At 55.5% G+C, this 15063-nt stretch carries 14 protein-coding genes; 4 read left to right on the top strand and 10 right to left on the bottom strand.

What is annotated here, in order from left to right; genetic code table 11:
* Positions 1 to 19 precede the first annotated feature (19 nt).
* The 5 genes from BM123_RS18530 to BM123_RS18510 all read right to left on the bottom strand — a co-directional run bounded on the left by BM123_RS18530 (position 20) and on the right by BM123_RS18510 (position 5371).
* Entirely contained in the window at positions 20 to 1582 is a 1563-nt protein-coding gene (locus BM123_RS18530) for a sodium:solute symporter (protein WP_090171641.1), read from the bottom strand.
* Positions 1583 to 1643: 61 nt separating this feature from the next.
* Complete coding sequence (locus tag BM123_RS18525; protein WP_090171640.1) at positions 1644 to 1955, bottom strand: thioredoxin family protein; 312 nt, start codon at positions 1953 to 1955, stop codon at positions 1644 to 1646.
* Between the two features lie 49 nt (positions 1956 to 2004).
* On the bottom strand, positions 2005 to 4053 hold the full coding sequence (locus BM123_RS18520) for a PD40 domain-containing protein (protein WP_090171638.1): 2049 nt from the start codon (positions 4051 to 4053) through the stop codon (positions 2005 to 2007).
* A gap of 49 nt (positions 4054 to 4102) precedes the next feature.
* A complete protein-coding gene (locus tag BM123_RS18515) occupies positions 4103 to 4879 on the bottom strand; it encodes a class I SAM-dependent methyltransferase (protein ID WP_175489458.1) in 777 nt (258 codons plus the stop codon).
* A 129-nt stretch (positions 4880 to 5008) separates the two neighbouring features.
* Positions 5009 to 5371, bottom strand: a complete 363-nt coding sequence (locus tag BM123_RS18510; protein WP_090171634.1) for a HesB/IscA family protein — start codon at positions 5369 to 5371, stop codon at positions 5009 to 5011.
* A gap of 130 nt (positions 5372 to 5501) precedes the next feature.
* On the opposite strand from BM123_RS18510, the gene BM123_RS18505 reads away from it, so the two are divergent.
* The 3 genes from BM123_RS18505 (at position 5502) to BM123_RS18495 (ending at position 8381) form a co-directional block, all read left to right on the top strand.
* Positions 5502 to 6053: a DUF7935 family protein gene (locus tag BM123_RS18505; protein ID WP_090171632.1), complete on the top strand. Its 552-nt coding sequence runs from the start codon at positions 5502 to 5504 to the stop codon at positions 6051 to 6053.
* Between the two features lie 66 nt (positions 6054 to 6119).
* Positions 6120 to 7436 carry an aminopeptidase P family protein gene (locus tag BM123_RS18500; protein ID WP_090171630.1) on the top strand — a complete coding sequence of 439 codons (1317 nt, stop codon included), beginning with the start codon at positions 6120 to 6122 and terminating at the stop codon, positions 7434 to 7436.
* Positions 7437 to 7640: 204 nt separating this feature from the next.
* The gene (locus BM123_RS18495) at positions 7641 to 8381 is read left to right on the top strand and encodes an MlaD family protein (RefSeq protein ID WP_090171628.1); all 741 of its coding nucleotides are present in this window, start codon (positions 7641 to 7643) and stop codon (positions 8379 to 8381) included.
* Between the two features lie 54 nt (positions 8382 to 8435).
* Here the strand turns inward: BM123_RS18495 and speB are convergent, their stop codons facing one another.
* Together speB and BM123_RS18485 are read right to left on the bottom strand one after the other, a co-directional pair.
* Positions 8436 to 9212 (bottom strand): agmatinase, encoded by a 777-nt coding sequence (speB, locus tag BM123_RS18490; RefSeq protein WP_090171626.1) that lies wholly within the window; start codon positions 9210 to 9212, stop codon positions 8436 to 8438.
* 360 nt (positions 9213 to 9572) lie between these two features.
* Positions 9573 to 10163, bottom strand: coding sequence for a pseudouridine synthase (locus BM123_RS18485; protein ID WP_090171624.1), 591 nt, complete (start codon positions 10161 to 10163; stop codon positions 9573 to 9575).
* Between the two features lie 90 nt (positions 10164 to 10253).
* On the opposite strand from BM123_RS18485, the gene BM123_RS18480 reads away from it, so the two are divergent.
* Positions 10254 to 11483 carry a Pycsar system effector family protein gene (locus tag BM123_RS18480; RefSeq protein WP_090171622.1) on the top strand — a complete coding sequence of 410 codons (1230 nt, stop codon included), beginning with the start codon at positions 10254 to 10256 and terminating at the stop codon, positions 11481 to 11483.
* Between the two features lie 8 nt (positions 11484 to 11491).
* On the opposite strand, the gene BM123_RS18475 is transcribed toward BM123_RS18480, so the two are convergent.
* The 3 genes from BM123_RS18475 to hflX form a co-directional block, all read right to left on the bottom strand.
* A complete protein-coding gene (locus BM123_RS18475; protein WP_090171620.1) occupies positions 11492 to 12319 on the bottom strand; it encodes a hypothetical protein in 828 nt (275 codons plus the stop codon).
* Positions 12320 to 12436: 117 nt separating this feature from the next.
* Positions 12437 to 13546 carry an aminopeptidase gene (locus BM123_RS18470; protein ID WP_090171618.1) on the bottom strand — a complete coding sequence of 370 codons (1110 nt, stop codon included), beginning with the start codon at positions 13544 to 13546 and terminating at the stop codon, positions 12437 to 12439.
* 200 nt (positions 13547 to 13746) lie between these two features.
* Positions 13747 to 14958: a GTPase HflX gene (gene hflX, locus BM123_RS18465; protein ID WP_090171616.1), complete on the bottom strand. Its 1212-nt coding sequence runs from the start codon at positions 14956 to 14958 to the stop codon at positions 13747 to 13749.
* Between the last annotated feature and the right edge of the window lie 105 nt (positions 14959 to 15063).

Raw genomic sequence — 15063 nt, 5'->3', positions numbered from 1 at the left:
GTCATCCAAAGCCCGATGGCTAAGCAGAACGCTCTTCTTCTGTCATCGGATTACTCAGGTCACTAAAGTCGCTCAAAGCCACCAGACCAAGGAAAGTAAGCAGACCATTAAACGCTAATATCAGAAACCCAAACTGGAAGCCTCGCAGCAATTCTGCCGAATAAGCATCAACGACCATGGAGATAATCGGCGCTAAAAGACAGACCAACAATAGCGCAGGTACTTGGAAGCTCCCCAACTGAATGGTCTCCCGCACCCGCAGGCGCGTAAACAAGCCAAAGGCAAAAAGTCCAAGCAGCGGTCCGTAGGTGTAGCCCGCGGCCTTGAAGAGACTATTAATCACCGCCTTATCATCAATCAGCCGGAAAGCCATAATTACCGCAAACAGTAGAACGGAAAAACCGACATGGACCAGCAAACGCTTACGCCTGGTAGCTTTTGCCAACGCTTCATCTTCCGGGTTACTGTCCTCTTCGGTCATCCCCAGAAAGTCGATACAAAACGAAGTTGTCAGGGCCGTCAGAGCACTATCCGCGCTCGAATACGCCGCCGCTACCAGCCCGAGAATAAAGATGACACCTGCCACCGGAGGCAGATGCCGCAGCGCTACCGTTGGGTACAACTGATCAGAGGCAGCGGGAATTTCAATCCCGACACTAGTAGCGTAGATGTATAACAACGCTCCAAGAGACAGAAACAAAAGATTGGCAAAAATGAGCACAATACTAAAGGCTGCCATATTCTTTTGCGCATCCCGGAAGTTGGGCATACTCAGGTTCTTCTGCATCATATCCTGATCCAGACCAGTCATCACAATCGTGATTAAGGCTCCGCTAAAGAACTGTTTCCAGAAATTATTGGGGTCCGTCCAGCCTCCTTCAAAGAAGAAAATCTGTCCGTAGTTACTGTTTTCGATAAGCGCCACCATTCCACTAAGGTTCGTTTCCAGCGCATCCCCAATGTAGTAGACCGTCAGACCAGCCGCCAGCAACATACAGACTGTTTGCAAGGTGTCTGTGTAGACGATGGTCTTAATCCCTCCCTTAAAGGTATAGACCCAGATCAACAGAATAGTAATAGCTACGGTAACTCCGAAGGGTACGCCCATCGGCCCGGTCACGAAATTTTGCAGAACAATGGCCACCAGGAACAGGCGAAAAGAGGCCTGGATTGTCCGGGATAGCAGAAAATAAAAGGCGCCGACTTTGTAAGCCTTTGGCCCAATCCTTTCCTTGAGGTATTGATAAATACTCGTAAGCCCCAGCCGGTAATACAGTGGCAAAAGAACCGTAGCGATGAAGAGATAGCCCAGCAAATAGCCAAAGACCACCTGCATATAGCTAAAGGCCTGATTAGTTCCCCCCGCACCAACGGCCCCCGGAACACTAATAAATGTTACCCCGGAAAGGCTTGCCCCCACCATACCGAAAGCCACCAGTGGCCAGGGCGATTTGCGCCCACCCAAAAAGAAGGAGGAGTTGTCACTATCGTCACGGCTGGTTAGCCAGGAAATCAGGATCAGCAACGCAAAGTACGCCGCAATGATGCCTAAAATGGCGATGGGACTCAAGGATGAATTCATAGTCAGTTGGCGCAATATAGTACGTCAACGGGCAATCATTCGCAAAACTTGCCTTCAGGACCTATCTCAGCTTGTCCAATTCTGCTTTCAGCACCCCGATACTTTGTACTCCTGCTGCACGAAATTTCATGTCTCCATTTTGAAAAATCATAGTTGTCGGCATCGCCGTAACGCCCAGTTTTTCGCAAATAGCCTGATTAGCGTCCACGTCGATTTTCACCAGCCGCAGCGCTTCTCCTTCCTCGCTTTTCAACTGCTTAAGAATCGGACTATAAGCGTGGCAGGGACCACACCAGGTAGCGAAAAAATCAATTAGAACAGGAGTGTCTCCGTTGATCAGATCCCGGAAAGAGGTGCTTTGCTTGTTAGCCATAATGTATTATTTACATAAATAACCACTGACCACTCGATTCGGTTGCTCTTTACAGTTTTACCTGTCCGTAGCGCTTACCGTTATCATACCGGACAACGAAGGCAGAAGGGAAGCCATTGGCGTGTACTTTCCGCAGCGCCTGTCTTGTCGATTCCTTATCGGTGAAATAGCCCACAGTAATTCGCTGCAAATCACGGTTAGGAATGGGCTCAGCAACGATATCACCCACCACCCGTATGCCTTCGTACTTTCCTGCCGAAGGATCAAACTTTCGCTGTGCGCTGATCTGGATTCGATACGCAACGGGGTCCGGCGGAGCCGTAGCGGTGTTTCGGGCACCGGTTGTTGGCACTTCTGCAGGTGCAGAGGTAGTTGTGGTGCCAGCAGAGCCCGTTTGCGGGCGCCCGCCGGGCGCCGATCCCGAAGACGTCCCCTGCCGTCCACCATCACCCAGCACCCGCGGCTGCGCCCCCTGCCCGCCATTAGGGACCGAACTGCGCACCAGAAAGACCGGCTGACCGTAGAGCGTAGACCCCGTAGGCGAAGTTTCCACCTGGTATTCTTTTCCCTGATAACCTTCCCGCTCAACGACAACCCGGTATTTCCCTCCCGGTCTTAGATCAAAAGCATAGACCCCCGTCGGGAAAATTCGTCGGTCAACTTCCCGATAGCCCCCACTTTCTCCCATTTCCAACAACGTCACCTCTGCACCACTCAGCTCATTGCCGGTAGTATTGTCGTATACGGTCGCTTTTAATTTTGCTCTACCCGCCCGGAAGTTGAGCATAAAAATATCCGTCTCGGTCGTCTTATCCTTTCCTCCTGTGAAAATCCGGTTACTCGTCAGGTAGCCCGTGCTGCCGCCCGCGCTCAACGACAGACCGTAGTCGTCCGCCGCCGAATTAACCGGTTGCCCCATGTTCTCAGGCCGCTGGTAAGACCCGAAGGTCCCCTGACTCCGGAACACATCCTGGCCACCGAAGCCCGGGTGCCCGTTGCTCGAAAAATAAAGCATATTCTCCCCGGCCAGCCAACTGGGGGTTATCTCATCGCTCACCGTGTTGATCACGGGGCCCAGGTTTGCCGGAGCGCTAAAACCGTTTGGGTCATTAGGCACCATCTCCGAGGACAGATAAAGGTCCATTCCGCCTCTTCCGCCCGGACGATCGCTGGAAAAATAGAGTTGATAGCGACCATCAGCCCCGAGGGTAACAAAGGGGAAGGCGTTGTTCGTCGATGGTGCATTGATGGCCTCCCCGAGGCGAACGGGCTGAGACCAGGCACCGGTCGTACTGCGTTCCCCCCGGAAAATTTCGCAGCGGTTCGTCGCATCCTCTCCGGTGAGACCGCTGCAGATGGTGAAGAAGAAAAGACGTCCGTCCGGGCTCAGGCTTCCCGTTCCAAACTCTCCTTCGGCGATTACGGGAAAACCGGGCGGTACGGTTGCTTTGGTCCACTCCCTGGCACGGAGCCCGCTTTGGTAGAGGCGGCTTTGCCCGCCAGCCGTACTGGTAAAAAATAGTTGGTCGCCCGCCACGGCAACGGCACCAAACTCGTCAGCGCCGGTATTTACGCCCCGGCCCGGCCGGTCGATGTCCACCATGCTCTCCGCCTCATTGAAGCTGGTCGCCAGCGTAATGCCCGCCAGTTCGTTACGCACAATTTCGGAGACGATGGGCCGGTCAGCTCCATTGTAAGTCTCCAGGAACAGCGCCAGCTCCCGCCGGGCCTGATCATATCGGCCATCCTGCTTTAGTGCCCGGCCATACTGTAGGCCGAGTAGTGGCCATTGGTCTTCGTCCGCCTCTAAAAACTGGTAAGCATCCGCCGCCGCCCGGTAGTTTCGAACGCGGGTATACAACTCTGCCGCTTTGTAAAGTACATCCGTTCGGCGGGGCTTCTGCTCGTAGGCCTTACGATAGTTATCTGCGGCCAGGCCGTAGTTGCCGGCACGGGTTTCCGTTTCGGCGTTGGCCATCAGTTTCTTGAAGGGCAGTTCAGCCTGGGTCGTCGTTCGTGGACCGCCACAGGCGGTCATAAGTAGCAGGATGATGGGGAATATCAGCCCGTGTACAGGTCGTTGAAGTATCTTTAACATGGGTTTGGTTGTAGCGCTCAATCTCTAAAACAGGCCTTAAGGTAAGGGTTTATCCGCGGCTGGCCACAAAGGCCAGCGTCTTCCATCGTACGGCGTTCCCCCGGGCATCCATTGGCTCATCGAGTAGTAGCGGATCCATCAGGTCTTCCAGTTGCCAGCCGGCGCCCATCAGTTGGGCAAATATTTTGGCGGGCGGGTGGGCTTCGCGCCAGCTCTGCGTCTTGAGAAAGTTAAGCGGAGAGACCGTGATCAGCCGTCCGCCGGGCTTCAAAACCCTGGCCCATTCCGCAAAGGCGCCGAGGGGCTGCGGCAGGCGATCGATCAGAAAAGTATTCAGGATCAGGTCAAGAGAAGCGTCAGGGAAGGGCAGTTCTTCGGCTTTCGCCAGCGCGAAATGGAGGTTAGTGAGCTGATGGCCCTTTAATTGGGGATTACCGAAGCCATAGCGCAGGAGATTAGGCTGCAAGGTTGCTCCCTTCACCCAAAAATCATGCCCCTGCCGCAACATCTGATAGCTCAGGTCAAGGCCGTAGACGGTTGAGGCGGGTTGGCGAATAGCGATCTCCGCCGCCAGCCGGCCTACGCTGCAGCCCAGGTCGGCAACGGCCAGGGGGGTGTCTGCCGCTGGTAACCAGCGGAGGATATAATCCAGTAAGTCCTGAAAAGGGTAGCCGCCGTGCAGCTCGTCCGCCAGGTGGAGGCCCGTTTGACGGGTAACTAACTCATCGTAGCGTTCGTAGACATCGTCTTTGAATTCCGCTTCCGATTTAGCATGGTAAAAGGGAATATCGCGACGGACGGATATTGGGGTGGGGAGGAGGCTCACGGGTGTAGCTTCGATGATAGTAGTGTAGTAATGTGGTTTTGTAGTAATGTAGTGCTGCCGCACGGCTCAGGCATAACATTGCCGAGCGGCAGCACTACACTACTACCGACTACCCTACTACATTACTGATTAAGCACTAAAGCTCGATCCACAACCACAGGTATCCGTTGCGTTCGGGTTGTTAAAGGTGAAACCGCGGTTATCCAGACCAGTGGCCCAGTCGACTTCCATACCGAGCAGGTAGAGAGCATGGCCAGACTTCATGAGGACGGTTTCCCCGCCGATGTCATATTGCTTGTCATCTTCTTCCGGCAGGTCAAAACCCAACTGGTACTCGAAGCCGGAGCAGCCGCCACCGCGGACGCCAACTCGGAGGAAGTGATCGTCTCCTACCCCCAGTTCTGCCCGCAAGCTCTTGAGGTGCTCCAGGGCGGAAGGAGTGAAAGTGATCGGGCTGGTAGTCTTGGCGGTTGTTTTTACGTCGGCGCTCATGATGGTTATTTGACTCGGCAAAAATACAAAGTTACCTTTGTTGCCAGATAAACATCGGGGCGGTGAACTTGGTTGATGCAGGAGTAGTATCATTCCTGAAGCTGCCGCCTACCGACTTAAGTATACATACATGGAGACGACGACAATTCTGTTGATTTTATTACTGGTCATTGCGGTTGTTGGCATTTTTGCCTACATCGTTAATGGTGCGTTGGCACAACTGAACAATACGGTGACCATGCTTGCTCAACGCCTGAATGAACCCGTAGTAACCGCTGGTAATGAAGCCAGCGAAGAAAAGTCCCAAAAAGAAGCCCTCCGCCTGCAGGCCTGTGAGCGACTGACGCTGATGCTCGAGCGGATCAACGTCCCCAATTTGCTCCTCCGTCTTCCCCCTGCACCTGCGGCGAGCGCCAAAGAATACACAGCCAGCCTGCTGCTCAACATCCGCCAGGAATTTGAATACAACGTCACGCAACAGATTTACGTAAGCGACGCCCTCTGGTCCATTATGCTTCAGGCACGCGACAACGTGAGCCAGCTCATCGTCCGCGCCGCCGAAGGCGCGGAGACCGGCGAGCAGGTCGTCAGCCGTCTCCGCCTCATGAGCAGCCGCCAGCCCGATGACGCCATTGCGGTGGGGCAGGCGGCGATCCGGCGGGAGGCGAGTTTGTTGCTGTAAAAAATCACCCACCCGGACGCTCGAAGGTCCTTTCAGGACGCTTCGAGGTCCTCTCATTTCTCAGACATGTTTGCAGCTACCACCTACGCCGCGCGCCGGCGCGCCCTCGCCGATGCTACGCCCTCCGGCCTGATTTTTCTTCCCGGCAACCGGGAAGCGCCGATGAATTATACGGACAATACCTACCCGTTCCGGCAAGACAGCAATTTCCGCTATTTCGCGGGACACAACATCCCCGATCTGGCGCTGACCATCGACGCAGCTACGGGAAAAAGCCAGCTATGGGGAGATGATATCAGTCTGGACCATGTAGTGTGGATGGGCGAGCAACCTTCAGTAAAGGAGTTGGCGGAGCGGATTGGTGCGCAGCGGGGCGGGACAAGTGCGGAGCTGTCTGCCCTACTCAAAAAACACGCAGCGGAGGTTCATTTTCTGCCACCTTACCGTGCGGAGCGCAAGACATTTCTGGCGGAGCATCTGGGCGCGGCCGCAGGTGCAAGCAAAGAGCTTACAAAAGCCGTGATTGCCCTCCGTTCCGTCAAATCCGCCGAAGAGCTGGAACAGATGGACATCGCCGTAAAAACGAGCATGAAGATGCACGCAGCGGCGCAGTCGCACGCCGCACCGGGTCAGCTCGAAGCAGAGGTAGCTGGCCTCATCGAAGGCATTGCCATCTCCGCCAACGGCCGGCTTTCTTACCCCGCCATCGTGACCCGCAACGGGCATGTACTGCACAATCATTACCACGGCAACGTCTTGCAAAAAGGCGACCTGCTATTAATCGATGCCGGGGCGGAAGCCCCGAGTGGTTACGCCGGAGACATCACCCGTACTTTCGCCGTTGGTGCAGCCATGACGGCGAAGCAGCAGGACATTCACGACATCGTCCAAAAAGCACTGACCGACTGTACGGCCGCTCTGCGACCGGGGCTCACCTACCAGTCTGTCCACCTGGATGCCGGCCGCATCATCACTGACGGGCTGAAAGCCGTCGGCCTCATGAAGGGTGACACCGACGAAGCCGTAGCCGCCGGTGCGCATGCCCTCTTCATGCCCCACGGCCTGGGCCACATGATTGGCCTCGACGTACACGATATGGAAGACCTGGGCGAAGACCTCGTCGGTTACGACGAGCAGGTTCAGCGCAGTACCCAATTCGGTACCCGAAGCCTACGGCTCGGCAAAGAACTACGCGCGGGCTACGCCCTCACCGTGGAGCCCGGCATCTACTTCATCCCCGCCCTCATCGATCGCTGGCGGGCGGATGGCACCTGCGCCGACTTCATCAATTTCTCCGCCCTGGAGGCTTACCGCGACTTCGGCGGGATCCGGCTGGAGGATAATGTGGTGGTGACGGAGACGGGGCATCGGGTTTTGGGGTGAAGGGGTTCTAAGACAGCCTGATGTGGGCTTTACCTGAAAACACAGGGCTGTGTCACGAAAGCTCTTACGAGCTTTCCCCTTTTTACCGCATAGGTAATGTGCGGTCCCCCTCTCGTCGAAAATATCATACTTCCCGTCGATCCAATGCAAAACCGAGGTCACCGCTCCCGCACTTTAGTAGTCTAACTCAAAACACTACGGGCCATGCGCTACTTTAACCTCTTTATTCTGGCCACACTTGCGGTTGTCATCACGGCCTGCTTTGGTGGCAGTACTTACTACCTCTCTACGGACGATGCCCGTGGCATTGAGGCGGGCGACAAAGTCTACCGGCAGGGAATCAGCATCGGCGAAGTGGAGGACGTCAGCTTTGACGGTGACAAGGTGAAAATCGAAATTTCCGTCGAAGAGCCGCTCTACGAAAACCAGGGCTTTGACATCCGGACGGGTGCGGATGGCCTGCAGTTGGAGCTCGACCGTCCTGACCGGGATGCCAACGCGCTGGCGGGCGGTGCTACCATCAATGATCGTAGTTTCGGCAAAGGTTTTCTGCAGGGTCTGGAGGGTCTGGGCAGAGGCCTGGAAGGTGTAGGGGAGGCACTCGAAAGAACCTTCACTACGGAAGGCCGCAACCTCGAAGAATCCCTCGAACGGATCGCAAACCGCTGGGAGGATGCCGGGGAAGAATTTGCCGAAGCTGCCGAAGAATGGGCCGAAGAACACGAAGAGGATTTCGAAGAACTGGAGCGCAAACTGGAACGCTGGGAAAACAGAAACGAAGCCGACTTTGAAGCCTTCGGCGAAGAAGTGGAAGCCTGGGCGGAAAACTTTGAAGGAGACATCGAAGACTTCGTGAAAACAATGGAAAAAGTCTCCGAAGACCATGAAGTGGGCTCCCGGGCGTGGAAGCGGGAAATGCGGCGGGCGTTTAAGAAGTTGCAGTAAGAGGAGGCAGGTAGGCAGTCAGATAGTCAAGGAGTGCTGCGGAAGGTTGGCGGGTCATTCTTCCAGTCTTCCGAGTAGTTCCTTCATCAGCTTTGCGGCCAGGAAGGCGGTCATTCCGTTCACGTCTCGGTCGGGGTTATATTCTACGATATCGGCACCGACCAGCTTAGCATCCAGGTTTTGGATGAGGTGAATGACTTCGCGGGAGGTCAATCCGCCGGGTTCATGGTGAGACACGCCCGGCGCGAAGGCCGGGTCGATACCGTCCATGTCCAGCGTCAGGTAAAGTGGGTTCTCGAAGCGGGGGAGTACTCGCAGGTCGAGCGTCGCCATCTGGTGAATTTCTACACCAAAGCGCTCGGCTTGGGTAGCCTGGTGAGGGTTGAGTGTCCGGATGCCTACTTGCACAAGTCGCGCGGCCAGCCCGTTTTCCATAATGCGGGCGAAGGGGCAGGCGTGGGAGTGCGGGTCTCCTTCATAGTGATCGTATAAATCGCTGTGGGCGTCGATCTGCAGGATGTCCAGGACAGGGTAATGCGCAGCATGCGCCTTGATGATGGGATAGGTGATGGAATGATCTCCGCCCAGGGTGAAGGTTTTGTTTCCGCCAGCGAGATGCTCTGCGGTGATCGTCTCAATGTCGAAGTACTCCGTGATGGCAAAATCACCGGCGTCCGTAATACGGTCATGTGCGATGCTTACTCCTGCTTCCGTGCAGAGATTCATGGAGCCGGAATGAAGGGCTTCCCTGATCAGAGCGGGGGCTTTAGCGGGGCCTTGCTGGTAGCTGGATTTTTCGTCCCAGTTGATTCCCTGGATGATGGTGGGCATGGTTGGATTTTGGGGTAATGTAGGGAGATTTGTGAGGGGGGGCTGCTGCGCAGTTGACTTTTAAGCACAGGGGGACTCGGAGGAGGCTGCTTCGCAGCTGACTTTTAACCACAGAGGAACACAGAGGTTGACACAGAGGGACTCGGAGAGTGCTGCTGCGCAGCGGAGGGTTTTAACCACAGATTAGCACGGATTAGCACAGATTCCAATGGATTTCAGGGGGCTGCTACGCAGCAGAGGATTTAAACCACAGAGGGACGCAGAGGTTGACACAGAGGGACTCGGAGGAAGCTGCTGCGCAGCGGAGGATTATTCGTGCGGAGTTCGCAGAGAATAGGAGACGCGCGGAGAAAGTTTTTATTATTTCTTCACCAGTTCCAGCAAATCCTCCACCTCCCGCACTTCACCCGCTTCCAGATTCCCGAGCTGTACACCGCCAATGCGGACGCGGATGAGGCGGACGGTCGGGAAGCCAACTGCCGCCGTCATTTTACGGACCTGCCGGTATTTGCCCTCGCGGATCGTTACGGAGATCCAGCTGGTAGGGCCGTGGCCGGGGTGGCGATAGCGTCGGGGCGGGAAGGAGAAGTTGGGGGCGGGCTTCAGCCGGACAACGCGGCAGGGCCGCGTGCGGTAGCGTTTGCCGTCAAAGCCAATTTCTATCCCTGCGCATAATTGTTGGATGGCGGCATCGGTAATTTCGCCGTTCAGCTCTACGTAATACTCCTTCTCCACCTTGTTGCCCGTGATGGCAGCGCTGACCTTTCCATCCGTAGTAAGCAGGAGCAGGCCTTCGGAGTTTTCGTCGAGACGGCCGATAGACATCGTGCCCGGGGCAAAATCATACAGCTCGCCCAGCATTCGCTTATTCCGGCGGGTAGTGTGCTGATGGGTGAACTGAGACAGCATCGAATGCGGCTTATTGAGCAGGTAATGATGGTGCTTTTCCATAAAATTGATGCTTTCGTGCCAACAAAGCTCTACTTTTTTTGGCAAGAGGGGCCTCTCTCACCTATCTTTTGCACCTAAGCACACACTGGCATGAAAATGACTCCCTTATCCACCCCTCAGCTTACGGACCTGGCCGAACAGGCCGAGCGCTTTATGCTGATGCGGTATGAGCGGCAGTCGCGCACCAACGTTTTACACAACGACAGCTGGGCGCTGGCTCTGGCGGCTCACGCCCGGGAGATTGCACTGCGCCGGCCAGGGGCCGGGCCGGACGTGGCCCCGCTGGCGCAAAGCGCCGCCCTCCTCCACGCCTGCCGCCACTGGCGGCAGGGGGAAGACCTTCATAAATGGGAGGACGTCACCCGGGAGTTCCGGGAATGGACGGGGCCAGACTACCTGAACGCTAACCTGGCCCTCCGCGCCGCGCTGCCCGGGGGCAACGGGCCTTTCCGTCAGGATATCGCGGAGATTCTCCATGACGCCCGCCTGGCGCAGCGGCTGTTGTCCGGAACCGAAGGAGCAGAACTTACCTGGCTTGAAAAAAGATATGCAGGCAGTCCGCTCTCTCGCGAAGCCGCCCTGGGCCATTACCTGGCCGAGCTGCAGCAGACACAGTTTAAAAGCGGCGAGCTCCGCCGCCAGTATCAGCATACGCACAGTGCGGTCTTGCTGGATTTGCAACGGCTGGTGGATAAGCTGGAGGCGAAGGGGACCAATGCTTCTTCAACCTCCACGGCACCCGCGTCCGCGCCCGATCAGGAGCTACTGCGCCGCAAAACACCGAAGGAAGTAACGGAATTGACTGATCTGGAACGTGGCCCCACCCGGCAAGCGGCACAAACGTACTTCCGGACTGTTTTCAGAAACCACATCAACCTGACCTCCATTGCGGACCAAAAGGCCGCCATCATGATCAGCGTCAATACGCTCCTGATCGGTGCGCTGGTCACTTTCACCAGCTACCGCAATTGGGCCGAAACACGCCCCGAGGTTCTTTTCCCCGTTGCCCTCTTCACCGTGTGCGGTTTAGTGAGTCTCGTTTATTCCGTGTTGGCCGCGCGACCTTCCGGCAAAGTCAGGGAACAGGAGAATCTGGCCTTTTTTGGTTACTTCAGCCAGATCTCTCAGGCGGAGTTCCTCTCCCGCATGGAACAGCAGCTACAGGACCCCAACGCGCTGTACGGCACGTTGATAAAGGACCTGCACGGGTTGGGCACTTCCCTGCAACGGAAATATCAACTACTTCGGCTGGCCTACACCATCTTTCTGGTGGGGCTACTTGTGAGCGCCGTGGTGCTCGGTCTGGTTATTATCTGGTAACCCGGGGGCTACTCCTCCTCGGCTGCGGCCTTAGGTGCCTTCTTTTTAGCCTTGGCTTTCGGTTTTTCTTCCGTAGCCTCGGGCGCTTCGGCGGCCAGTCGTGCCTTCTCCTCGTCCTTCTTCTTCTGGATCTTATTCAGCAGGATGGCTGCTTTGATCATGAAGTCGTCGTGCATCATAGTGTATTCGTTGAATACCATGAGCAGGCGGGCGGCATCAAATGCTGCCGTGCCGGGCACGATCTGGCGGGCGGCAATCGGGTGCAGCCAGTATTCCAGGTTGTTGGAGCGCAGGTAAGACCGGTCCGTGTGGAAATCAATCACCTTCGCCAGCTTATTGAGGCTGAAGAGGTAGTCCGTTTCCCGGTTCAGGTCTTTCTGGATGTCAATAATGTTCGTGTAGCCAAAGTTGACACCGGAACGCTCGCAGAGGAAAATATCCCGCCGACCATCAAAGACGATGAGGTCTTCAAAGCGGTACTTACGCAGGTTCTTCAGCAGAAAGTTCTTTACGGCAGACTTAGTGGACCGCAGGTTACGGAAGGCGTACTGCAGCTCATCGTCGTTGAGCCGAAACTCTTCGTTGTAAGCAAAGCGGCGGTTGGTCCGCATATTCAGTACTTCCCGGACGCGGCGGGTGGTATGCCCCAGCTCGTCCGTTTCGGCGTAAACATCAACGATGTCCACGTTCGCCTGATTGATCCAACTTTCCAGAAAAATTTTGTTAGAGCCTCGTTCAAAGACTAAGAGCGCGATCTCGCTGATCGCGTAGAAGTTAGGGTAGCCTCCGTAGATGTTGCCATACTTCAGTTCAAGGAATGCTATGTTCTCGTTCACGGTTTGAGGTTAATTTCAGTTTTCGTTCCCAATAAAAAAATCAACGGGGTTCAGGTGGATAACGTGCAAGGTAGGTAATCAAAGGGACACTTTCCCGCTAGAAAGGTAAAGGTTTCACTACGACCATAGTTCAGCGATGAAGCGACCGTCGCGGTAAATTTCTTTCCCATCGGCTAAAATACGGCCGCCCTGCTTCATATCCGCAATCATATCCCAGTGCACCGAACTTTCATTTTTGCCCCCCGCCTGGGCGTAACTCTGGCCAATGGCCATGTGTACGGTGCCGCCAATTTTCTCGTCAAAGAGGATGTTTTTGCTGAAACGATCAATGGTATAGTTCGTTCCTACGGCCGCTTCCCCGAAGCGTCTGGTGCCGGGAATGTCAAAGGTTTCATCGAGTACCTCCTGTCCACTGTCCGCGTGCCATTCATAAATTTCTCCATCTTTTACCTTGAGGGTAACGCCCTGGACGGTCTTCCCATCACGGATGGCCGGGTAATCGAAATAGATATGGCCGTTGGCGGAAGTTTCTTCCGGGCTGGTGTACACTTCACCGCTGGGCATATTCGTCTGTCCGTCGGAGTTGATCCACGTCCGCCCGTTGGTCGTAAAGGTGATGTCGCTGCGATCATTGATGTAGCGGAACGTCGTGCAGCTGTTCAGGTGATCGACGACGGCCTGCTGCCGGCGGCGGACTTCCAGCCAGGCGGCTTTGGGGTCAGGTTGGTCCACTTTGGTGGCCTGCATCACGAAAGCCGTGTATTCTTCCAGGCTCATCTCCGCTTCAGCGGCCAGCGCGGGGCAGGGGTAAACACAGAGGCTGCGCTTCAGGCGGCGGTCAGCCGTTCGCTCAAAGTAAGTTTTCACGATGGGGCTCATGGCGTCGCGCTGGGCGGCCCGCAGGTTATCCGCAGCGGGTGGCTGCCGCAGGTTAAACGGTGCCCGGATGTTAATGTAGGCTTCGAAATGCTCGATGGCTTCGCGGTAGAGCGTCGGGACGTAAGCAAACTGTTCCTCATTGCCGTGCTCCCGCATAATTTCCCCCATGCCTTCCACGCCAAGGCTGTATTCCAGATGACCGCCAGCCTTCAGCACTTCCCGCTTAATTTCTTTAAGCAGCGGTGTCGCCAAAACGGTTGTATTCACGAAAAGCCGCTCGCCTGGTTGCAGGCTAACGCAGTAATTGACGAGAAGGTGGGCGTAGGCGTTGAGTTGAGTGTTGGTCATTTGGTCTTTTAGTTCGTTGGTCTGTTGGGGCTACCGCGTTTTGGAGGCGGCAAGGTGTTAATGTGCTTGAAGGATTGACTAACTGACGGGTTGACTATTTTAAAGCGTGGCCGCAGGTGCAATGGAAGTTATTTAGAGCAGTGTGTATCTGGTAGAGACGCTACGCGTCGACCATATTCTCGCTTCGACGCATAGCGTCTCTACCAGTGCTGAGCAATGTAGGGATAAGTCTGTTGGTATTCTCCCTTTACCATATCCACCAGACGGCGGCGGAGTTGTTCCATATTTTCCCGGGTCTTGGCGGAGATGAGCATCGCCTCGTGGCCAAATTCGCTCTCCAGGCTTTTCCGCAGGCCCTCTTCTACTTCTTCCTTTCCTTCTTCATCGAGGTAAAGATCATAGTTGCGTTCCCGGAAAAGATCCACCTTATTAAAGACCAACACCGTCGGCTTTTCCTCTACGCCCAACTCTTTGAGCAGGGTTTGTACGGTACGGATCTGATCGGCGTGTGCCGGGTGGGCCACGTCCACTACGTGCAGGAGGATGTCACTTTCGCGAACCTCGTCGAGGGTAGACTTGAAGCTTTCCACCAGGTGATGCGGAAGCTTACGGATGAAGCCTACCGTGTCCGTCAACAAGAACGGGACGCCTTCGAAGGCGACTTTGCGGACGGTCGTGTCGAGGGTGGCGAAGAGTTTGTCTTCGGCGAAGACGTCGCTTTTCGTCAGCAGGTTCATCAGGGTGGATTTGCCGACGTTGGTATATCCCACCAGGGCGACACGGACCATGGCATCGCGGCCTTTGCGCCGCGTGGCGGCCTGCCGGTCGAGCTTTTCGAGGTCTTTCTTGAGCTTGGAGATTTTGTCACGGATAATCCGGCGATCCGTCTCGATCTCCGTTTCACCAGGGCCTCGCATCCCGATACCCCCCCGCTGCCGCTCCAGGTGCGTCCACAGACCCCGAAGCCGTGGCAGCATGTACTGCATCTGGGCGAGTTCGACCTGGGTTTTGGCCTGGGCGGTTTGCGCCCGGTTGGCGAAAATATCCAGGATGAGCGAGGAGCGATCGATGATCTTCACCTTCATCCGTTCTTCCAGCACACCGGTCTGCTTTCCGCTCAGGTCATCATCAAAGATGACCATGGTCACTTCTTCGTGCTCCTTTACGTACTCCGCAATCTCTGCGGCCTTACCGCTACCGACGAAGGTCTTATTATCCGGGCTATCGAGCTTTTGCACAAAACGTTTAACCGTCACTGCACCTGCGGTGAGCGCCAAAAACTCTAATTCATCGAGGTATTCGTCTACCAGCTCTTCGGTCTGCTTGCGGGTAATCACCCCCACGATGACGGCGTATTCCGTCTCTTTTTTTAAGCCGGACTTTTTCTTACCGACGTTCCATTCGTTTGCCATATGGATGTAAACGGTTAACTGGTGCGAGAGGTTTCCTCACCCATCCTTCTTCCCAAACAAAGTCTTCGCCCAAAACGCCTTTCGTTCCTCTCGCCGCTCGTCTTT

The organism is Neolewinella agarilytica, from assembly GCF_900110645.1.
In the GTDB taxonomy this organism is placed as follows: Bacteria; Bacteroidota; Bacteroidia; order Chitinophagales; family Saprospiraceae; genus Neolewinella; species Neolewinella agarilytica.
Note: the sequence above shows the minus strand (reverse complement) of the source record. Positions and strands in the feature narration are given on the sequence as shown.